The following is a 22,260-nucleotide window of genomic DNA, read 5'->3' as shown; positions in this document are numbered from 1 at the left end:
CATGGCATTCATTCCGACAAACTCCTTGCGAAGCTCGTTTTAGATCATTAAAGATTATTTATAATTCACTTGGAACTTTATCCCTTCTTTGAGCGTTATATTGGTCGTAAGCAAGAAGCCATAACAAATGGGAGGGGAATTCATGCTTAACATCAAGAAGAAACAATCAAGTATAAGCCTCAAAGCTCGATTACGACGGCGTCTCATTGCAAGCATCGCTGCAGGCATACTTACTGTCCAGGGCGTATTGGTAGTACCACCTTCGCAAGTGAATGCAGAAACGGCCGATGTTTCGGTACGCAACTGGCATTATTCATCAACAATCGAGGTACCCGAACTGAAGCCTTCCTGGACGGTAAAGGTGGACAATTATCTGAATATGGGCGAGAACGATGTTTCAGGTCACCAGGCAATTGCTGAAGAGGGGAAGGTATTTGCATTCGCGGGAAACAAACTCATCGCCATGGATGCGAGCACAGGCAAGCGGCTGTGGAGCTACGGTAAAGACCTGAAACCTTATATTGTTTATGATAATGGCGTTATTTACGGCCTATCGGCAGGTCAGAAGCCATACGCGCTGAATGCAAAGACAGGCAAATTGAAATGGCAGTCGAACACATCCATCTTTATGGATGCGCACCTGCGAACGGAAGCGCTGGTGCCGACTAATGATACGCTCTATGCAATCAAAGGGAGCGCAACTTTCGCTTTTGATAAGGCAACAGGAAAGCTGCGATGGAAAATGAATGAGCCGTCAGGAGAAGGAAACGGCACGGATTACCTTCAGGAGGCGGATGGAGTCATCCTTCGGACGTTCTATGTACAAGGAGCACTAACATCCATTCAACTGAATGCTTATGACAAAAAGACGGGCAAGAAGTTATGGGACCATTTTGGTCAGGGAGAAGCGCTTCATATCAAAGACAATCTCGTGTATTCGGTTGACTATTATTCTCCATTGCTGGCTGATTATCAGTCGCTTCCGGACCGCAAATGGATCGTAAATGTATATAATCTTAAGACAGGCGTAAAGAAGAGCAGCCGAGAGTATAGCTGGAAGATGACGGGGGAGCCGCCATATGAGTACGGCGGGGGCGGCTTATTTATGAACCAAGGGAAGTTATACATGGATCAGGGCAATAAGGTGGCCGAATACAAATTTGACACCTATAAGAAAGGTGAGGTTCCTCTGCGAACTTTTCCTCGCCCTTATGGGGGCGACTGGGAGTTGATCGGACTGGTTCAGGAACGGCTGATTTTCAATAACAGATCGACTGGTGAGCTGGCCGGTACCAAACTTGCAAATGGTCAACGGATCGGATGGAACGGCGATGCACCTGCTGCGCAGATTGATGTGTATGGGAAAGGATTATACCGGGCACAGCGTAACGGTACACTACTCGGCATCAACTTGATGACATCCCGGCCAGTCTTTAAAGTAACGACTGGATCAGATTTACACGAGTCGACCCTAAAGACGAACGGTATGATCATCATCCAAGCAGAGGGGAAGCTCCTCGGAGTAAAGGTACCGGCATCGTTGAAATAAAGGAATAGCTTGTGTGCTACTAGAATCATAACAAAATCCCACCGACGAGTCTGGATGGGATTTTGTTATTTCGGGTTTGATTATATTAGGGTGAATGTCTTCTATACTTATGGATGCTCGGTGAGACTGGATAAAGGGACGGTCATTTCCTGCTCCGAGTTTCCGATCGGATAGACGCGGGCAGTTTCATCCTCATTGACATGCTGGATAAAGATAGGGGTATCCTGATAAGTTACATTTTTCATAATGGCCGATTTCGAAATTTCAATCGCTCTTTGTTTGTTCATGACATAGCTCCTTATTTTGAAGGGTCTTTCAATGGATCAACCCGGCGTTGAGAGGCTTTTTTTATGTCTTGATCCAGTTTCGATTGTCCTTGAATGTCTTCGGCAGCCTCCATTTGATTATTCAGCTGTTGTTCTACTTGTCCAATCCCGTGCGCTTCTTGATGCTGTTTGCTCTTCGCCAAAACGATCCCTCCATGTTGTGATAACTTTGTAATCTCTGCATTACTACAATGCACCAAACGAATCGAACTTATACGGCTGTTTGCATGCGTTCGCGAAGGGTATCTTCCGAAATCATAAGGATCTTAATAAGAATGGAGGCATTATGAATGGCAAGCTCGAAGATATTGCTTCAAGCCGCGGAATCTTTTGAATTTAATATAGGGACGTTAATCTTCCTGAGTAACTCGACCAATGAAGTATATCGTTTTACTAAGGGTGATCAATCCTATATCTTGCGGTTATCTCAGAAATCACACGAGTATGCACCGAAGATCAGGGCGGAGATGGATTGGCTTTATTACTTAGTAAAGAACGGTGTACGTGCTTCATTACCCATTCATACATGTAATCATGAATCAATGGCCGTGTTCTATGATGAAGATAAGTGGTATATCGCAACTGCTTTTCACGAGGCAGCAGGTCGTTTTTTTGATAAACACAATGAGCAGTTATGGGGCCCGAAGATATTCAGGAATTGGGGAGAAACCATGGGAAGGATGCATAGACTGTCGACATCATATGAACCACCTGACATCCTTGGGAAGAGAGACACCTGGAGTAGAAGAAGTATGAATAATCCTCATCTGCAGCGAGGCCGTTTCTATATGCTTCTTGAAAAATTGATTTCCATGGAAAGTACGATTGATTCACTGCCGAGGGGGAGCGATTCGTTTGGACTGATACATCATGACTTTCATCCGTATAATTTTTTTATCAACAACAGTGAAATAACGGTCTTTGACTTTGACGATAGTATCTATGGCTGGTTTTCGTTAGACATTGCAATAGCAGCCACTCATGCCGTTTGGTGGGGAGTGCATGCAGAAGATCGTGTCACCAAAAGCAGGTTTGCCCAACAGTTCTTGCATGAATTCCTCATGGGTTACGAGAAGGAACACCAGCTCTCCGAATACTGGAAACGAACAATCCCCTTGTTTATGGAGTATAGAAATATTTGTTCTTACTTCTGGTGGTTAAGTGAATGGAATGGTGATGAGAGCAGCTTTACAGAGGACCAACGGAATGCAATAGACTACGCTGTTAAGCTGATTGAAAGAGGTTTGCCTTTTGATGGCTGCGATATTCAAGTGTAGCACCGTCGATAGCATAGATTAAAGGAGGTAGTGCATTGAGATTTAAAGCGTGTATTTTGATTGTCTTCATGATTCTAACGGGGTGCTTTGCAGGAACCAAAGAGCAGATCTCACCTGAGAACAATTCGGCAGCTGCCGAGATCCAATTGACACCCGTGGATTTGTTCCAAGGGGACGCAGCAAAGTTTAAGTTATTCCTCGGTCCGATGACGGGTGCATTTACATTAAAGTATGAGGGAAATAAACCTAATGTCAGCTTGGATATTGATATTTGGAAGAACGGGCAGAAGGTAGATTCGGCAGGGTCGATCGGAGATTTGTTTTACAGTTCGGACGAGCAAAAGGACAGCAACGAAGTAGAACTAATCATATCCGTGGACACGGAATCCAAAGAAGGTCTCGAGGAGTTCAGAAAGATTAAAGTCAACACCAATTCCCATTCGGGATCAAGCCTGACTACCTTTACCATTCCTTGGGACAAAACGTTGATGGCACAAGGATTGATTCAGGATACGCGCCCACGTTCGTTTACGATCGATCAGCCGGTACATGTATTTGGCATGCATGCTACAAGTTCTAATGAAATACATACAGCGGACCTTACAACGGATTCGTTAAGAAAAACGGAGTGGGCACTTGTGTTCACCTTGCGTCTGAATGAAGATATGGAATAAACGGTTTGAGTTAGAATGATTGATCCAAGATCACGTTTAAAGCAGAAACAAGTCTGGCGTTGAGAAATGTAAATAGGCTCAATATAATGGGGTGGAATTACAAAAACGTGAAGGGGAGATTTAAGTTGAAGCAAAACAAGTATGACGATCAGGGATTTTTTGAAAATTACAATCAACTCCCCCGTTCCATCAAAGGATTAGAAGGTGCAGGAGAATGGCGTGCCTTTCGATCGATGTTTCCGGATCTTAGTGATAAAAAGGTGCTTGATCTCGGCTGCGGATTCGGGTGGCACTGCAGGTACGTAAGAGAGCAGCATGCGAGGTCTGTGGTCGGGGTGGATATCTCAAGGAACATGCTGGAGAGGGCAAGATTGATGACCGATGACACGAATATAGAATATGTGCAGTCCGCAATAGAGGACTATGACTACCCTGCTAACGAGTTTGATGTCGTGATTAGTTCGCTTGCACTTCATTACATTCGTGATTTCGAGGATATCTGTAAAAAGGTATATCAGAGTCTAACGGTTGGAGGTTCGTTCGTCTTTTCAGTTGAACACCCAGTGTTTACTGCTGTGGCCGAACAAGATTGGTATTATAGCCCGGACGGGAAGAAGCTGCATTGGCCTTTGGATCACTACCATGAGGAAGGAGGACGTCAATCTAGATTTCTTGATCATAATGTTACCAAGTACCATCGGAATATAGCCACACAGATAAATGCGTTAGTGAAAACCGGATTCCAGTTTAGGGAAATGTCTGAACTTAAACCAGAACGCGAGCAGATTGAGGATCCGGAATGGCATGACGCATTAAGGCGCCCCATTTTCTTATTGATCGCTGCAGATAAGCAGGTCTGACTAGCTTGAGCAAAATAAACAGAGGGACACCTAAACAGGTGTCTTTTTTGGATCATGAAGTAATCGGTTAAGGTGACAGTCATTCATTATGAAACGCCGGATAATATTCATTGGAATTCGGGAACTTTCATCGACCTTAAGGAGTCTGTTTTGGTAAGGGGGCGAACAGCTTGAGGGAGATGCAGATGCAGCGTTCTGCGGAACTGAATATATCGGACATACGGATGCTGATGGAATCCTACAGTGAGGATGTCTGGAATTATGCTTACGTGATCACCAGAAATACATATACAGCAGACGATGTCGCGCAGGATGTGTTTATTAAAGTTTATCAAAAGGTTGCTTTCTTTCGCGGGGAGGCTTCCGTCAAAACCTGGCTGCTTAAAATTACTAGAAACACAGCGCTTTCTTATCTGAGACGAGCGTTTTTGCGCAGAGTGGTGCTGATCGGCGATCATTCGCCGGGTGATGGACTGAACGAGACGACGTCTTCGCCATCTGCCGAGTCGGAGTATTTGAAACAGGAGGAAGCGGATGAGCTGTGGCAGGAGGTTCTAAAGCTGCCCGGTAAATTTCGAGACCCCCTCGTGTTGAGTGTGCATCATCAGCTATCCATAGAGGAAATATCCGGCATTACCGGTCTTTTGCCAGGGACGGTAAAGTCTAGAATTTACAGAGCCAAAAAGAAGGTTGCAGCCAGATTCGGAAGGAGCGAACGACGATGAATGAATGGAAGCCGGATTGGAACCGGAGACTGGCCAGACCCCCTTTTAAGAATCGGCGCTTTGGGGCTGACATGATGGAGGCTGTGGAGAAACGGCTTAAAGTTGTTGAAAAAAATCGATCCCGCTTTGGATGGAGCCGAGCCGCTGTGGTTATCGTTCCCGCTTTGCTGCTTGTGCTCGGCGTTGGGGTCTGGTTCGGAAACCAGGCCCCATCTATTCCCCAACCGGTAGCTCCAAGTCCAGGTAATCTAGTTACACAGGGGGGAGGAACGTTTGAATCCAGCTTCTTACTTGGGGGTGGAGGCGACTTCGATTGGTGGAACCTTGCGAAAAATGAAGTCAAACAGGCTAACGACCGTACGATTGTGACACTGGCCGCAGCACTCTTACAGCGAGAGCTGGGCATCTGGGGAGGCCCATCGCCTGACATATGGGAGCATTCCGAGGTGAAATGGCCGCTTGACCGCTATGATGTGTCCAGCCCTTGGGTGTATGAAGTGCACGTAAAGGAGATAAACGCAGAAGAAGCACAAACTGTATATCAACTTCGTCTGCTGCTGCGGGATTCGATTCCGATGACGTATGAGGAAACGATAGACGTTACCATCCGTAACGATTCGCACAAAATCTCGCTTATTGAGCAAATAGACATAGACGAAACGGGAGCGCCTATGAATGAAATCAAGGCTGGAGACGAACAGGGGAATACCGTGATATTAAAGGAGGATGCGGAGATTGGCCTGAAGATTACAGGAACTCTGGTTCAAAAAGAAGGGATGATCCGCTCCATCCACGTTCAGTATGGCGACATGGAACACACCTTTCATGATTGGAAGAATGTGAGCAACGAAACCTACTATCCGGACGTTGCGTTGCTGCCTGCAAAAAACAACAAGGAGGATGTCCTTGCAATCATTTTGACAACCGGTTACGGTACCAGCATTAGAGAATCGGAGTTGAAACTTCTGACAGAAAATTTTAGACAAGTGATGTCAGCCGATCCGGTGCTTGCGGTAAAATCCAGACTTAGCTATAGTGCGACAGCAGAAGCGGGAAAACGGATCTTTCAATTCACGCTGGACGGGGTAACTCGCACATTTGAATATATGGAGGAAGACGCGGGATATTGGCTGGATCAGCCCGCGCTTGGCAACATGGTTAGGTATTACGTTGAGGGAGGCATCTTATATGCATCGGTGCCGATACAGGTTTCGCCTGGCGAATTCCCGGTCGCGGTCCGGCTGCGGTACGAATACGACGGTACAGCGTTTCTTGTGTCGGAAGCCATGTATGGAGAGATGTAAGCCGGCGAGATCAAGGGATGATCATTCATACAACGAATATTGACATAGGGCATGAAGCAGATTTATTTGCTGACTAAAATGAGAAGGGGCCGTCCTATGTCATCTATGATGACTTATGGACGACCCTGGAACTAAAATAAAACCAACTTTAATGCATCCTTAACTGCTTCCATCGTTGAATGGATTCAGTTCATTTAGACGATTGATTTTAGCCGGAAGTTATATTCCTGTCAGTTTCGGAAGAACTCGACCTGATCGATATCCGCCCATTGGGAAGAGGACGAATTGGATACGTAAAATCCGATCGTTGCCTTTCCGCTCGTCACTTGAATATTGGATATCGTGACAGGCGTCCACGCCGTCGTCACCGGACACCCGGTTTGAAGCATGCTGCCTCCATACTCCTTCACTTCCATGACACAGCTGTTCTGGCCCCCGCTGCTGCGCATGCGTGCTCGCATCGTATACGTGCCGTTATCGAGACCGCTAATCGTCTGTCCGACATATGCGGTCGAAGGTCCGCTTGTGCCTGCGAGACCGACAAAGTATGAGCCTTCGGCAGCGGGAAGTCCAACGCCGTCATTGGCTCCATGAATAAGAATCCGATTCGGATAATCATCGCCGTACGTAGTCCAGCCCGCCACATTGGCTGTTTCAAAGCCGGGATTGTTAACCAGATTGGTTTGCGGCGGTGTCACGGTATGCCCGAAGCGCAGATAGATGCCGTTTGAAGGATAAGTTGCGCTGGTGACGGCAGCAACACGAGTGGAATCAACGGCCATTAGCGCATTCCAGTTGGAGGATTTCGTATCGGATACCGGAAACACGTTGGTTTTGTACTGCCATGACGCGCCGTTATCGGAGCTGATCATCGTAAACATCGATGAGTAAGGATCCCCCGTGTTGGCGCTGCTTTCATCTGTTTGGAATGCAGCCATAAGACGACCGTCGGCGAGCTTAACGACGAACGGAGCGCCCGCTTTTTTGCCATTGCCGCTGGGCACGTACATCGTTTGACGGGGAACCGACCAATTGAAGCCGTCCGGCGAAATTTTATATTTGATGACAAAAGGGTGGCCGGCAACGTCCGAGGATTCGAAAACGGTTATATACCGCCCGTCGTTCATTTGCGTGATGACCGGCATGCCGTCGCGGGAGCCGGCGGCAACTCCGTCACTGACCGTGATCCGGCTGCCCCAGCCGCTTCCGTTCCAGGTCTTCATATACAAATTTTGCAGGCCGGTCGTTCCGACCGCTGCCGGACTGTCGTCCGCATAAAGCACGGCAATCGTGCCGTTGATCATATCCAAATGCGGCTCCCACAAACCTTTAAAGCTGGAGGCGGTTGAACTCCCGATCAATCCGCCCGGTAAATCGCTCCAGGTGTGACCACCGTCGAGACTTCGCCGGACATTAAGCTGGATCTCATAGGTGGAGCCATTCTGAACGACCTGCCGATAGGCTAACCAGATTTCCCCGCTCGGCAGCCTTAACATTTGACCGTTCCCCACATTGCCCGCGGTGCTTGAGACAGCTGTGACCGGAGTGCTCCATGTATAGCCACCGTCCTGCGTTCTGGAGACCACAATGCGCGTGTTGCCACCGCCAGCGTTGGTGTCGAAGGATACGAGCCACTCGCTTGGCGTAAGCTTGAGCAGCCTTGGGTACCATACACCTCCCGATGGCGGTGTATAGATGGCAATCTGCTGCGAAGCCCATGCCATGCCTGATGAAGCGGCATGAACCGGCGACAATGGAATTGCCGTTAGAGCAAGTGCAAGCATAACAATGAACGAAAGTGGTTTCTTCCAGAAGCCTGTGTTCCGTTTCATATGCAATTAACCTCCCAACCCGAATTAGAAAGCGCTTTCTAAAATGGATTGTATCGTAATTAATATCATTTAAGATATACTAAATATATATTATTTTTCATTCGGGACTGACATAAAAAGAGAGGTCAGACATGGAGCAACCGTTATATAAACGTATTCAGAACGATATACGCCAGCGCATTCAGAGCGGCGAGCTGCAAGCAGGAGCCTTGATACCTTCGGAGAAGGACTTGGCCCAGCGGTACGGTGTAAGCCAGATTACATCCAAAAACGCGCTCAACGGATTGGTGGAGGAAGGCTTGTTAGTGCGATATCGGGGAAAGGGCACCTTCGTTCGGGAGCTGGTCATTCCGGAAGAGCCGCATCTTCAGTCGGGTACGAAAAAGACGATCGCGATTATTTTGCCGACGATGAAAACCAAGATCGACCAGCAGCTGCTGGACGGCCTGGAACGCTATTGTGCGGATAGGGGATACGATCTGTTGATTCGCATTACACGCGAGTCGCAAGAGGAAGAATACCGAGCGATCAAGCAGTTCCAGGAACGAGGAGTCGACGGGTTCATCATTTTCCCTGTCGAGCAGGAAAGCTACAATAACGCGATTCTGCGCTTGTCGCTCGACCGGATTCCCTTGGTGCTTGTTGACCGTTTCTTGAAAGAGATCAAGGCGTACAGCGTCAGCTCGGACAATTATGCAGGCGTTCGGGAAGCTATATCCAGTCTGCTTGCTGCTGGGCACATGCGCATTGCCTTCCTGTCTCCGGAAATTACAAATTCGGTTACGGACGAAAGAGCGAAAGGCTTCGAGGCCGCTTTCATGGAACAAGGCTTGCCTATAGACAAGACACTGTGGTGCATGCTGGATTTGGAAACCATAGCAGAGGGGAACGGACAACGGGAGGTCGTTCGTTTCCTGAGCGAACAGCGCGATATCACTGCCGTCTTTGCCGTTAACGCGGAATTGGCCCGCTATGCCCATTATGCCATTCGGGAGATTTGGAAGGGGGCGGGGAACGAACCTCAGCTGGCCGCGTTTGACGATCCGGATCTTGATGGCATTCCTTTCATCCGTCAGCAATTGGATGAAGTAAGTCGGCGTGTCGTCGATTTGCTGTCGGAACAATTGTCCGGTACGCACGAGCCAAGGCGTGAAGTCGTACCAGTCCAGTGGATAAGGCCGGAATGATCTCGACTTCACCTAGTACAATTTAAGAATCAATGAAATAGCCCGCCAAGAAACGGTCTGAACTAAGTTCAGACCGTTTCTTTTTTTGAAGATATCAGAAAGTATAAATTTCGAAGCTTGGGCATTTCCCGATATCGCAAGAAAAAGATCCTATAAAGGCAGTCAGACTCCTTTACGAATCCTCTCGATTGATGTTTTAGTCATTTACAAAAGCGAAGTTATATTATAATAATATACTAAATATACTATTTAAATTATAAAGGTTGTGATGGGCATTGAAATCTCTGCCGCTATACAAAAAAATACAGGAAGATATCAAGCGGCTGATCGCCATCGGTAAGCTGCGGGAAGGCGACCGGGTCCCTTCGGAGAAGGAACTGTCCGAACGTTACCGCGTCAGTCAAATTACAAGCAAAAATGCGCTGGTTGGACTGATGGAGGAAGGCTTGCTCGTCCGGATTCAAGGCAAGGGCACCTTTGTCATGAGCAAGCCGGAGCACGCCACGGCGATTGATCAGTTGGGAGAATGGACGGCAGGTCCGGGCAAAAGCGGGCGGATCGGGTTAGTGCTGCCGACGATGAAAACGAAAGTGGACCAGCGTTTTTTGGATAACATCGAGAAATATGCGTCTGCCGCAGGCTATGAAGTGATGCTGAGAATTACGCGCGAATCCCAGCTCGAGGAATCCAAGGTCATCTCGTCCTTTCTCAAGCAAGGAGTGGACGGCATGATCATTTTTCCGGTTGAAAACGAGACCTACAACGATTCGATTCTGAGGCTCTCGCTGGACCGTTTCCCCTTCGTTCTGATCGACCGGTTCTTGAAGGAGATCAAGACGTACAGTGTAAGCTCGGATAACGTAAACGGCACAAGGGAATCCGTTGAATATTTGCTTAACAAAGGCCATTCGTCTATCGCGTTCATCTCTCCCGAAATTACGAATACGGTGACGGACGAGAGGGCCCAAGGGTTTGAGCAGGCATTTCTGGAGCATGGATTGTCGATCGACAAAAGCTTATGGTGTCTCCTCCCGCTGGATGAGATCGCATCGGGTCAATCCGTCGAACACATCAGAGTGTTTATAGATGACAATCCCCATATTACCGGCATCATTACGGCCAATACGGAGCTGTGCAGAAATGCCTATAAAGCGGCAGTTGCATCGCGTAGGCAGGTGCCGGACGAACTGGAGCTGATCACGTTCGATCCGCCGGATCTGCCGAATGTGCCGTACATCCGCCAAAACGAGGAGGAGATGTGCCGGTTGACCGTAGAGCTGCTAATTGAGCAGATCGAAGGGGCTTTTGAGGCGAGAAGAATCGTGGTGCCGGTCATGCTGGTGAAAGAATAAGCAGAAAGATCGAAGTACAAATTTTATACTAAATATAGTATATAAAATTATATTATTATAAGTTACTATGATTTCGTAAAGCGCTTACACCACATCTTTTAAAGAAGAGGGGAATCGCATGAAATCGAAGAACAAATTCGCAGGCATGATCATGCTGCTGCTGATGTTCGCGTTAACCGCTTGCAGCGGCGGCAATGGACCAAATGACGGGGCTGCACCAACCACCCCGGACACTTCGTCACCAGGCAATGAAGCTTCCGCCGGGAAGGACCCTAAAGAACCTGTAACGATTGAGTTTATGGGCCACGGCAATCCGAACGAAAAAAAGATTTTCGAAAAGCTGATCGCTTCCTTCGAGGAGAAGAACCCGCACGTCACCGTTAAATACACTTCGGTACCGCCAGGCGAATACTCGCAGAAGATGACGACGCTGATCAGCTCCGGCAAGGTTCCGGACGTATTCTACGTCGGGGGACCCGAGTTTTACCGCTTCGCGGAAGCCGGAACGCTTCTCAACATTCAGTCTTATCTGGATAAGACCTCGTTGTTTAATCCCGATAATGTATGGAAGCAGGCGATGGACCGCTACCGCTTTGACGGCAGTAAGGTTGGCGCCGGAGATGTGTACGGACTGCCGAAGGACGTAGGACCATGGTCATTTGTCTATAACAAGGATTTGTTTGACGAAGCGGGGGTGCCTTACCCTTCCGCAACGGCAGGGGAATGGACCTGGGACGACATGCTGGAAGCAGCCCAAAAGCTGACGGTCGACGATAACGGCGACGGAAAGCCCGATCAATATGGTGTAGGCGCTTACAGCCTGGAATCGGCGGTGTGGGGCAACGGCGGTGAATATATCGATTACGCCACCGGCACGGTCAAGGTGAACGAGCCCGAATTTTATGAGGCGATGCAATTTGTTGCTGACCTGAACCTGAAGCATAAGGTCAGCCCGAATCAGGAAGCCGAGCAAGCGATGAATGCTTATACCCGCTTTATTAACGGCCAACTGGCGATGTTTGCGATGGGCCCTTGGGATCAACCTGCATTCTGGGAGCTGCCTTTCGGTTGGGACATTGCGGCGTGGCCGGCAAGCCCGAATACGGGAGAAACGGCGACCTGGCTCGGCTCGATGGGATTTGCCGTTTCGGCGAAATCCAAACACCCGCAGGAAGCGTTCGACTTGGCGGCCTTCCTGTCCCTGGATGAGCAAGGGCAGCGCGAAAATTACCAGCTCGGTCAAGCGGTTCCTAATCTGATCGACATGGCGGAAGGCGAATTTAAGGAAATGGACAAAGGACCTCAGACACGTCAAGTATTCCTCGATATTATCCAAGATTACGGACGTCCGGACGTGGTAGCTTTCTCTAAGGATACGCAATGGATGGATATGTTCAACCAGAACGCGAGCAAAGTATGGAACGGTGAGATGTCGGCGAAAGACTTTACGGCCCAGATCCAGCCGAAGATGCAGGAGCTGTACGACAAAGGCAATAAATAATGCCGTCAGGGCAGGTGGCGTCAATTATTCATATCGGCGCCCCCCGCCGTACGGATATCCTGTCATGTCATAACGAAATACAGGCGAAGGTGGAATGAAATATGGGTACCAAGCTTGGCGGGTATCGCAGAAGAGAGCTGGCGTGGTTGTATCTGTTTGTCGCTCCGCCAGTTCTCGGGTTTCTTTTGTTCGGCCTTGTGCCGATCTTGTTCTCGATCTATATCAGTTTTCACAAATGGGATATGCTTACCGATCCGCAGTGGACGGGGCTCGCAAACTATAAGGATCTATTGAAAGACGAGAAAGTGTTCAAATCGTTGTACAATACAGTCTATTTGATGATCGGCATTCCGCTCGGCATGATACTGTCGATGCTGCTGGCCATATTGATGAACCGCAAATTCGCCGGCATCTCGTTCATGCGAACGATCTATTACCTTCCGGTCATATCGCCGATTATCGCGGTATCCCTGCTGTGGCAGTGGATTTTGAATCAGGATTACGGATTGCTCAACAACTTTCTGTGGGAAACATTCGGCATCACGGGGCCTAACTGGCTGGGCAAGCCGGAGTGGGTGAAGCCTTCGCTCATCCTGATCGGGCTGTGGAGCGGCATCGGCGGGAACATGGTGCTGTATCTTGCAGGATTGCAATCGATCTCCTCGACGTATTATGAGGCTGCGGAAATCGATGGCGCTGGTGCATGGCACAAGCTGACGCGAATTACGATCCCGCTGCTCACGCCGATTCATTTTTTTGTCATCGTTATGGGCATCATCGGTGCGTTCCAGTCATTCAGCCAGATTTACGTGCTTGCGGTGGATGGCGGACCGGAATACAGCGGCGCTACGGTCGTCTACTACATTTTCCAGCATGCGTTCGAGTACTTCAACATGGGCTATGCCAGCGCGGTGGCCTGGGTACTGGGCATTCTCATCTTTATCGTCACGCTCATTCAATTTAAGCTTTCCAATCGATGGGTTTACCAAGACTAGGGGGAAATCTGTGAAACGGGAAAAAATGACGGACCTCTGGTCGCTGCTGCTGTTGTTATGCGGTTCGATCTTTATGGTCGCACCGTTCATATGGACCATATCGACCTCGTTAAAGGATCGGCGAAACGTATTTGAAATTCCTCCACAATGGATTCCCGATCCGTTTACGTTCGACAACTATGCGAAGGTTTGGCTGGAGTCGCCCTTGCTGCATGGATTTATGAACAGCTTGATCATCGTGGTGATCGTCCTGACGATCGGGATGCTGATATCCGCGATGTCGGCCTATGCCTTTGGCAAATTCGAATTTCCTTACAAAGGCATGCTGTTCATGGGTTTGCTCGGGACGATGATGATTCCGTATTCGGTCGTTATGATACCGCAGTATATCGGATTCTCCAGGCTGGATTGGGTGGATACACTGCTGCCGCTCATCGTACCTGGCCTGTTCGGCAACATCGTTGTCATCTTTTTCATCCGCCAATATTTGCAAAGCGCGATGCCAACGGAATTGATTGAAGCGGCGAAAATCGACGGCTGCAGCTTTCCGGGCATTTTCTTCAAGATCGCGCTGCCGATCATGAAGCCCGCGCTCGCCGCCCAAGCTGCCCTCGGCTTTATGGGCATCTGGAACGATTTTCTCGGTCCGCTGATTTACCTGCATACGCCCGAGAAGCAAACGATTCAAGTGCTGATCGCTTCCATGCAGGCGATGTACATTGGCCAGTCGGATTATCCGATGATCATGGCCGCCGCCATCATCGCCATGGTGCCGGTGATCATCGTGTTCTTTTTTTGCCAACGATACTTTATCGAGTCGATGGCAATCAGCGGAATCAAGGGGTGAGACACATGCCAATAAGTATGCCGCGCCTGTCGAAGATCGTTTGTTGTCTTGGCATGTTAGGATTAGCGGCCGGATTGGCATTGTCGGGATGCGATTCAAGAACGAAACCGGAGGCGGTCGATTTGGACATTTACAACGAAAAGATGTACGCCAATCCTTTTCCTTCCCTAGAGGAAGAATGGGAGGATTACGGCAATGGTGACCCGTATATACTGCGGCATGACGGCCGCTATTATCTGTATGTAAGTACAAAGGATCACCGGACGGGCATCAAGGCGTGGATATCGGACAATCTGGTTGATTGGAGGTATGCGGGTCTGGTGACGGAGGATTCCGTATCGACCGGCGCCTACGCACCTGAAGTGATTTACTGGAACGGCTGGTTCTATCTCTATACGTCTCCGGCAGGAAAGGGGCATTATGTGTTTCGCAGCGAATCGCCGACAGGCCCGTTCGAACGGATCTCCGACAACGTTGGGATGAGCATTGACGGCTCGGTATTTATCGACGATGACGGCTCCTGGCTGTTCACCCATGCTGGTTCGTCGGGCATTGTCGGCGTTCCGATGGATGGTCCCGCCGAATTCGGGGTGGGCCAGACGATCCCAGGGCCCTATCTGGGGCATTGGACGGAAGGGTCCATGATCATCAAACGGAACGGAACCTATTACATGACCTATACTGGGAATCATGTATTCAGCAAAGGCTACCGCATTCATTATGCCGTGTCGCATGATTCGGCGCTAGGTCCGTACACCATTCCGGCCAACAACCCGCTCGTCATCAGCACTAAGCCGGACTTTTACGGGCTTGGCCACAGCTCGACGGTAATGGGGCCCGATCTGGATTCCTATTATCTCGTCTATCATAACTTGACGGGAAGATCCCAGGAGGGCCCGCCCGTACGTCGGATGAACATCGACCGGCTTGTATTCAACGGAGACAAGATGGAGATTCTGGGGCCTACGAATTACGATCAGCCCGTCCCGGGAGGGCCGGTCTTTGCTGATAGGCTGGACGCAGAAGCCATCGATCAAAGCCTCTGGGAAGCAGCGGATTCAGGAGGAAGTGCACAAATCATTAGCAAGGTGAGCACGGATGGAGTCTTTACTGCCGAATATAACTTGGTTCCATCGAAGGCCCCCGTTGCCGCGTTGTTTGCGTATCAGGACGCGAATCAATACGGGTTCGCCGAAATCGATCCGGAGCAAAACGGGTTATCCTTAGGCAGAATGCAGGACGGCAGCCGCAAGGTGCTTGCCACGGTGGAGCTTCCCGCAGATACGGATTGGTCCAAGCTGCACACGATTCGCGTCGAGCGCGGAGAAGATCGGCTGCGCGTTTATCTGGACGGCGTTCTGAAGCTGGATCAATCGGCGGTACCGTTCGGACCAGGTAAAATCGGTTATCGATACCAAACCGGCGAGCCGAGCTTTTCGTATACGGCATTCTCGAATCACGCCTCCGGCAGCAGCGACTTCGAAACGGCCAAGCCGCTTCCCGGCAGCATGGAAGCCGTGCACTACTTAAGCGGTGAAGGCAGAGGCTTCTCGGTCCGCCACCCATCGGAAGCAGGCGCATGGCGCGGTTCGGACGGTACGGCGATTAAGATGGCTGAGGATGGAAGCTATTCTGCTTCGCTGACGGATAAAGGCGACTGGTTGCGTTATGCCGTGAACGTGTCGGAATCCGGAACGTATGCGCTGGACCTGACGGTCAAGGCCAGAATGGGGCCGACATCCTTCAAGCTGCTCGTGGACGATAAGAAGGTCGAAAACTATAAAGTTGACGGCAGCCATTACTCGGGTAGCGGTAGCGAACCTTGGGTTAAAATTCGGGTTGGGTCTCTAAAGCTCGAAAAGGGATTACATAGCCTTGCCATTCAATTGGACAGCGACCATACGATGGAATGGAAAACGATGGACTTCGAGCTGGTCGACATGCAAACGTTCAAATTGGAGAATCTTCTGGAACAAACAAGCTCCGAGGATGTTCACGGCCAATGGATCGAAACGGACGGCGGGTATGCCGGCGCAGCCAATTCCGATGCCAAGATGTATGGAGGAAGCCCCCTTTGGACCGATTATCGCATCCGAACGACCGTGAAGCTGGGCGACGATCCGTCCGGTCAGGCGGGTGTGCTCTTTCGAGTGACTAACGAGTCGGATTTCCGGGATCAAGTGAGTGATTCGCTAATGGGATATTTCCTTGCGGTCAGCGCTACGAAGCTTGAGCTGTACAAACATAATTACGATTCCGAATTACTGCATAGCGTCAAGGTTTCGCTGAAAGCGAACGAGCCGGCAAGCTTGCGAATTGAAGCGGTACGAGGCACGATTCGCGTATATGTGCAGGACGGGGAAGAGCCGATCCTGACATATGATGATCCCCGGGCATTCATGCAGGGGAGAGTAGGCCTGCGATCGGTTCATGCAGAGCAGATCGAGCTCGGCGACTTAACGGTGGAATCCATGGGTACGAAATAGAAACGATAAACTAACAGAAGATGGAGAGTGGAACATAATGTCTAGCTCGCACAAATATATTAAAGACTATCCTAGACCGCAATTGGTGCGTGAAAACTGGGAAAATCTGAACGGGGAATGGGATTTCCGTTTTGACGATGCACGGGAAGGGGAGAGCGGCAAGTGGTATGACCGTCTTGAAGCCGACCGCAAAATTACGGTCCCCTTCGCGTTCGAGACGAAAGCAAGCGGCATTGCGGATGAATCATTCCATCCCTGCGTATGGTATGAGCGGATGGTTGCCATACCTGCCAAGGAAGCAGGCAAACGTATCCTGCTGCATTTTCAAGCGGTCGATTACTCGGCGACCCTGTGGGTCAACGGACACAAAGTCGGCACGCATGAGGGCGGATACGCAGCCTTTTCCTTTGACATTACCGAAGCGGTTGAGGTCGGCCGGGAGAACCGGATTACCGTTCGAGCCGTGGACAGCAACAGCTGTACCCAACCGCGAGGCAAGCAGCGGTGGATGCAGGACAACTTCGGCTGCTGGTACGTGCAGACGACAGGGATATGGCAGACGGTATGGATGGAGTATGTGAATCCGATTCATATCAACCGGGTAAAAATAACGCCGGAGCTGGAACGCGGGTCGGCAAACTTCTGTTACGAACTGGGTAACGCTGGGCAGGACTACAACGGATTGACCCTGCAGACCATCATCCGGTTTGACGGTAAGCTGATCCGGTCGACGGAAACGAGCGTAGAGCGCGGCACCGTAGCAGTTGACGTGAGCGTTGTTAACGAGGCCGTGGGCGAGTGGAAGATCAAGCCGTGGCATCCGAACCATCCGAATTTATACGACGTCGAGATGATTCTGAAGCAAAACGGAAAGCCGGTCGACACGGCCTATTCTTATTTCGGCATGCGGAGCATCCGGATCGTAGGCGATCAGGTCATACTGAATCATACGCCGATCTATCAGAGACTGCTGCTGGACCAGGGCTATTGGAACGATACGCATTTGACGCCTCCATCGGAGGAAGCGCTGCTGGAAGACATCGACAAAACGCTGGCCCTCGGCTTTAACGGTGTGCGCAAGCATCAGAAGCTGGAGGATCCCCGGTACTTATATTGGTGCGATCGCAAAGGGCTGCTGGTATGGTCGGAGATGCCGTCAACCTACGAATTCGGGGACGATGCGGTTGAGCGATTCACGAATGAATGGATGGCTGTCGTCCGACAGCATTACAATCATCCTTCCATCATTGCATGGGTACCGTTCAACGAGTCCTGGGGGATAACTGACATCGCCACCGACCGCAAGCAGCAGCAATTTACGGAGTCGATCTATCATTTGACCAAGGCATTCGACCAGATGCGGCCGGTCATCGTGAACGACGGCTGGGAACATACGATTTCGGATATCATTACACTCCACGATTATGAAGAGATAGGCGCTATGCTGGAAGAGCGATATCGGGACAAAGACGCGCTGTTGGGCAATAAATTCGCGCATAACACGCATCGTTATCCATTCGCGCAGGGGTATGGCTATCGAGGCCAGCCTGTGATCATCAGCGAATACGGCGGCATCGCCTTTACAAGCGAAGAGGGCTGGGGCTACGGCAATCAAGTTCGTAACGAGGACGAATTTTTGAAGCGATACGAAGGAATTACGCAAGCGATTAAAAATTTGCCATACGTGAGCGGATTCTGCTATACGCAAATTACGGACGTTCAGCAGGAAGTGAACGGCTTGCTGACGATCGAGCGCAAACCGAAAGTGAATATGGAAGCGATTCGAAGCATTAACTTGGCGTAATCGAAGTCGGAGACGTATTTCGGCTATTCACGCATGATTGAAAAAAAACTCACCCTAGGGTGAGTTTTTTTTCGTTACGAGTATAAAGGAAAAACATACTCAGCGTTTGGATGTTTAACCGTAAACTCGATCGATCATGCAAGCATAATACGCCATACAGAAAATGTTGGAACGGGACATTTATTGCGGTTTTCCTGCAAAACAAGAAATGACCAATAAGCTCCTGCTCCTTACTTCGCGGCACTGTCAGGTATAAGGGAACTCGCGTTGGATTACGCCCCATGCGCGAATCGGACATATTTTTCCTTACGTGTTCATGCAAGAATTGTCCCTGTTCTGCTGCCTTCAGCACCATTATGGTAGACGTACACCATAAGCAAAGGAGGGAATGCTGATGAAATGGTGGTCAACGAACCGTCTCCGATTGATTCAAAATAATCTTCGCGAGACGGACGCCAATATGGATGTGGATCTTTTGATTCGGGAACTCAAGTCGTTTCAAGCGAATGTGCTCATGATGAATGCCGGGGGCATATTTGCGTTTTATCCATCATCGCTTATGCATCAATATGTAACGCCTTATTTAACCAAGGACCTTTTGGGGGAAGCGGTGGAAAAAGCCCATGCTAACGGATTGCGATTTATTGCGCGGTTCGATTTCAGTAAAGCGCACGAATCGTTGTGGTTGCGGTATCCGGAATGGTTTTACCGGGACCGGCAAGGGCGGGAGGTCAATTATCACGGCATCGTTCATACGTGTCTGAATGGAGAATACCAGCAGGTGAAGTCGCTGGAGAGCATTCAAGAAGTGTTGGAGCGTTATCCGGTGGACGGGATATTCTTCAATATGTTCGGCTACCAGCATTGGGATTACAGTGGAAATTTCTATGGGCCTTGCTATTGCCCAAACTGCCGCTTGCGGTTTCGAGAAGCGACCGGCGAAGATTTGCTGGCGTATACCGGGCCCGAACATCCGATGCACGAGCTGTACCGTTCCTTCCAGGAACGGACGGCAAGGGAAGTACTGGAGCGCATCCACGGATTCGTGAAGTCGCTCCGGCCCAATGTGGCCATCAGCACGTATCACCCGCACCGGGTCGATATCGTCCGCAAGGAATCGAATACGTCGCTGACAAGGAGCGGCCCGCCTTGGCTGTATTCAGCCTCGGAGAATGTCGCGTCTATACAAGACAGCTGGGATGACAAGCTGATCAGCAACTGCAGCATTAACGCCATCGACCTGACCTACCGGTTCACAGGAGTATCCGAGAATGAAAATGCAATCCGTTTATATCAAAGCATCGGAAGCGGATCGGGGCTGGATTTCTGCATCATCGGGGCATTCGAAGGATACCCGGACAAGGCAAGCTTCGAAACGGTGAAGGATATTTTCCGATACCATGCGGAGCACGAGGAGCTGTTCGGACAGCTCGGCTCCATGGCTGAAGCGGTGCTCGTCAAGCCAGCGGCCCCCGAAGCGGCAGCGGAGTATCAAGGTATGTTTAAAATGTTAAAGGAAGAGCACGTCCTCTTCGACGTGGTGATGGAAGAACAACTGGTGGCCATGGAGTCCAAACTAATGCATACGCGAGCAATTATTCTTCCCGGCGTTCAGGAATTGTCGGTGGCGGCGGCGCGAGCGCTGAATCGGGCAATGGATGCCGGCGCGGTGCTGGCCGCAACGGGAACGGCGCTGGAGCGGCAGCCGGAGCTGCTTAAAGAATGGTTCGCGGCCTCGTTCACCGGCGTGAAACAATCGGAGCCGGGCGCTTATCTGGACGTTTCGGACAAGTCACATTTCCCCGGATTTGCCCATGGCAGGGACTGGATCGCCGCCGGAGGAAGCTTTGCCCGCGTTGCCTTTGACCCGGATACGACCGAGTGCCGATTGCCATTCATCGAGCCGTCCACGTTCGGGCCGCCGGAGCGAGCTTACGGCCACCGCACCGGAACAGATTACGGTTTGGCGCTGCACAGGCGGGTCGGCAAGGAGGGAACGGTCCGAATCGGCGTGTATATGCCTTGGAATCCCGGCGAGCTCTACTATCGTCACGGGTTTGAGGACTACAGGCAGGTAATGGCGGACGTGCTACATGATATCTTGCCGAATCGGGTTGCTACTACGAACGCGCCTCCATGTCTAGAGTTGTTCATTCACCGATTGAAGGAGGGCGGATGCCTGGTTCAGCTGCTGAATCTCTCCGGATATAACGGGACGACCTTTATGAATCCGCTCCCGTTATATGATGTTCAGGTGGAACTGACCGTTGATCGTGTGGACGAAACCGCTGCAGCGAATGCTTCGTGGTCTTGGCCGCAAAAGTGGCGGCTGCCAAGAAACACGGAAGCGTGGGGCAGGCTGCTCCGTGCCGATTCCGATGCGCTGGTGGAAACCTCGCAAGACCGCGTGGCGGTGACGCTGCCGCAACTCGGCCGTTATGAAGCGATTTGGCTTCAGGCCGTGCCTGTCGGCGATCGAAAGGAGCTGATCTCCCGCGATGCCAAAGCTTAAATCTGCTAAACCTGCCCAAGGAGCCGGACAAGGGGCGGGCGGGGTCATGAAGCCGGGCCTAACGCTTCGCCCGGGCAGTCTCGCATCCCGCATCGTCAAGCACCGCGTCATTTATTTGCTACTGCTGCCCGGGCTGCTCTTCTTCTTGCTGTTCAAAATCGCGCCGATGTGGGGGCTTCTCCTGGCCTTTAAGGATTATAATCCGTTTCTCGGCTTTGCTGGAAGCGAATGGGCGGGATTTAAGCACTTTGCGGATCTGTTCTCGAGCTCCAACTTCTATATCATGCTGCGGAATACGTTTGCGATCAATATGATTGCGCTGATCTTCCATTTTCCGCTGCCGATCCTGCTGGCCCTGATGCTGAACGAAATCCGGCATGAGAGCTTCAAGCGTCTGAACCAGTCCATAGTTTACCTGCCGCATTTCCTGTCGTGGGTCGTCGTGGCCAGCATGACGTTCTTCCTGTTGTCGACGGACGTGGGGATCATCAATAAACTCATCGCCGAAAGCGGCAGGGATACCATTTCCTTTCTGTCCAATCCGAATTACTTCTGGGGACTGCTGACGGCGCAAAGCATGTGGAAGGAGGCCGGATGGGGAACGATTATCTTCCTGGCGGCCATGGCGGGCGTGGATCCCCAGCGCTACGAAGCCGCCGTCGTAGACGGGGCGGGCCGATTCCGACAGATCTGGCATATCACGCTTCCGGCCATCCGGCCAACGATCATCATTTTGCTCATTCTTCGGCTGGGCAGCATGGCGGACACCGGCTTCGAGCAGATTTTGCTGATGATGAATCCGCTGGTGCGTTCGGTGGCGGAGGTGTTCGATACGTACTCCTACACACACGGCATTCTTCAAGGGAAGATAAGCATCGGGGTGACGGTCGGCATGTTCAAGGGGCTGGTGGGGCTCGTCCTGATCGTGGCCGCCGACAAAATCGTAAAGCGGCTCGGCCATGAAGGGATTTACTAAGCCTTCACCCGATTGCACCGCGCCTGCAGTATACCCATTATGCTAAACGAAAG

18 protein-coding genes are annotated in these 22,260 nt (G+C 50.5%); 15 read left to right on the top strand and 3 right to left on the bottom strand.

Annotated features, from left to right (window positions below; genetic code table 11):
- Positions 1–142: 142 nt before the first annotated feature.
- Positions 143–1,549, top strand: a complete 1,407-nt coding sequence (locus tag BJP58_RS05535; RefSeq protein WP_194543135.1) for an outer membrane protein assembly factor BamB family protein — start codon at positions 143–145, stop codon at positions 1,547–1,549.
- A gap of 107 nt (positions 1,550–1,656) precedes the next feature.
- Here BJP58_RS05535 and BJP58_RS05530 read toward each other — a convergent pair whose 3' ends face one another.
- On the bottom strand, positions 1,657–1,836 hold the full coding sequence (locus tag BJP58_RS05530) for an H-type small acid-soluble spore protein (RefSeq protein ID WP_194543134.1): 180 nt from the start codon (positions 1,834–1,836) through the stop codon (positions 1,657–1,659).
- Between the two features lie 11 nt (positions 1,837–1,847).
- Positions 1,848–2,018 carry a hypothetical protein gene (locus BJP58_RS05525; protein ID WP_194543133.1) on the bottom strand — a complete coding sequence of 57 codons (171 nt, stop codon included), beginning with the start codon at positions 2,016–2,018 and terminating at the stop codon, positions 1,848–1,850.
- A gap of 147 nt (positions 2,019–2,165) precedes the next feature.
- Between BJP58_RS05525 and BJP58_RS05520 the strand changes: the two genes are divergently transcribed.
- The 5 genes from BJP58_RS05520 to BJP58_RS05500 all read left to right on the top strand — a co-directional run bounded on the left by BJP58_RS05520 (position 2,166) and on the right by BJP58_RS05500 (position 6,715).
- Positions 2,166–3,152, top strand: coding sequence for a phosphotransferase enzyme family protein (locus tag BJP58_RS05520; RefSeq protein ID WP_194543132.1), 987 nt, complete (start codon positions 2,166–2,168; stop codon positions 3,150–3,152).
- 35 nt (positions 3,153–3,187) lie between these two features.
- Entirely contained in the window at positions 3,188–3,826 is a 639-nt protein-coding gene (locus BJP58_RS05515; protein ID WP_194543131.1) for a hypothetical protein, read from the top strand.
- A gap of 125 nt (positions 3,827–3,951) precedes the next feature.
- Positions 3,952–4,686, top strand: coding sequence for a class I SAM-dependent methyltransferase (locus BJP58_RS05510; protein ID WP_194543130.1), 735 nt, complete (start codon positions 3,952–3,954; stop codon positions 4,684–4,686).
- 179 nt (positions 4,687–4,865) lie between these two features.
- The gene (locus tag BJP58_RS05505; protein WP_233355115.1) at positions 4,866–5,411 is read left to right on the top strand and encodes an RNA polymerase sigma factor; all 546 of its coding nucleotides are present in this window, start codon (positions 4,866–4,868) and stop codon (positions 5,409–5,411) included.
- The gene (locus tag BJP58_RS05500) at positions 5,408–6,715 is read left to right on the top strand and encodes a hypothetical protein (RefSeq protein WP_194543129.1); all 1,308 of its coding nucleotides are present in this window, start codon (positions 5,408–5,410) and stop codon (positions 6,713–6,715) included. Before BJP58_RS05505 ends, BJP58_RS05500 begins: the two co-directional genes overlap by 4 nt.
- A gap of 230 nt (positions 6,716–6,945) precedes the next feature.
- Here BJP58_RS05500 and BJP58_RS05495 read toward each other — a convergent pair whose 3' ends face one another.
- Positions 6,946–8,547, bottom strand: coding sequence for a sialidase family protein (locus BJP58_RS05495; RefSeq protein WP_194543128.1), 1,602 nt, complete (start codon positions 8,545–8,547; stop codon positions 6,946–6,948).
- A 131-nt stretch (positions 8,548–8,678) separates the two neighbouring features.
- Between BJP58_RS05495 and BJP58_RS05490 the strand changes: the two genes are divergently transcribed.
- The 9 genes from BJP58_RS05490 (at position 8,679) to BJP58_RS05450 (ending at position 22,207) form a co-directional block, all read left to right on the top strand.
- Complete coding sequence (locus tag BJP58_RS05490; protein ID WP_194543127.1) at positions 8,679–9,734, top strand: GntR family transcriptional regulator; 1,056 nt, start codon at positions 8,679–8,681, stop codon at positions 9,732–9,734.
- A 275-nt stretch (positions 9,735–10,009) separates the two neighbouring features.
- Positions 10,010–11,086, top strand: coding sequence for a GntR family transcriptional regulator (locus BJP58_RS05485; RefSeq protein ID WP_194543126.1), 1,077 nt, complete (start codon positions 10,010–10,012; stop codon positions 11,084–11,086).
- A 118-nt stretch (positions 11,087–11,204) separates the two neighbouring features.
- Positions 11,205–12,587: an ABC transporter substrate-binding protein gene (locus BJP58_RS05480; protein WP_194543125.1), complete on the top strand. Its 1,383-nt coding sequence runs from the start codon at positions 11,205–11,207 to the stop codon at positions 12,585–12,587.
- Positions 12,588–12,688: 101 nt separating this feature from the next.
- Positions 12,689–13,582 (top strand): carbohydrate ABC transporter permease, encoded by an 894-nt coding sequence (locus tag BJP58_RS05475; RefSeq protein ID WP_071218449.1) that lies wholly within the window; start codon positions 12,689–12,691, stop codon positions 13,580–13,582.
- Positions 13,583–13,592: 10 nt separating this feature from the next.
- Positions 13,593–14,429 (top strand): carbohydrate ABC transporter permease, encoded by an 837-nt coding sequence (locus BJP58_RS05470; protein ID WP_194543124.1) that lies wholly within the window; start codon positions 13,593–13,595, stop codon positions 14,427–14,429.
- 5 nt (positions 14,430–14,434) lie between these two features.
- On the top strand, positions 14,435–16,915 hold the full coding sequence (locus BJP58_RS05465) for a family 43 glycosylhydrolase (RefSeq protein ID WP_233354973.1): 2,481 nt from the start codon (positions 14,435–14,437) through the stop codon (positions 16,913–16,915).
- Between the two features lie 37 nt (positions 16,916–16,952).
- The gene (locus BJP58_RS05460) at positions 16,953–18,719 is read left to right on the top strand and encodes a glycoside hydrolase family 2 protein (protein WP_194543123.1); all 1,767 of its coding nucleotides are present in this window, start codon (positions 16,953–16,955) and stop codon (positions 18,717–18,719) included.
- 394 nt (positions 18,720–19,113) lie between these two features.
- Positions 19,114–21,231 carry a family 10 glycosylhydrolase gene (locus tag BJP58_RS05455; protein ID WP_233354972.1) on the top strand — a complete coding sequence of 706 codons (2,118 nt, stop codon included), beginning with the start codon at positions 19,114–19,116 and terminating at the stop codon, positions 21,229–21,231.
- A complete protein-coding gene (locus BJP58_RS05450) occupies positions 21,218–22,207 on the top strand; it encodes an ABC transporter permease (RefSeq protein WP_194543121.1) in 990 nt (329 codons plus the stop codon). The genes BJP58_RS05455 and BJP58_RS05450 overlap by 14 nt, the downstream gene beginning before the upstream one ends.
- Positions 22,208–22,260: the final 53 nt, after the last annotated feature.

The organism is Paenibacillus sp. JZ16 (assembly GCF_015326965.1).
GTDB lineage: Bacteria > Bacillota > Bacilli > Paenibacillales > Paenibacillaceae > Paenibacillus_AQ.
Note: the sequence above shows the minus strand (reverse complement) of the source record. Positions and strands in the feature narration are given on the sequence as shown.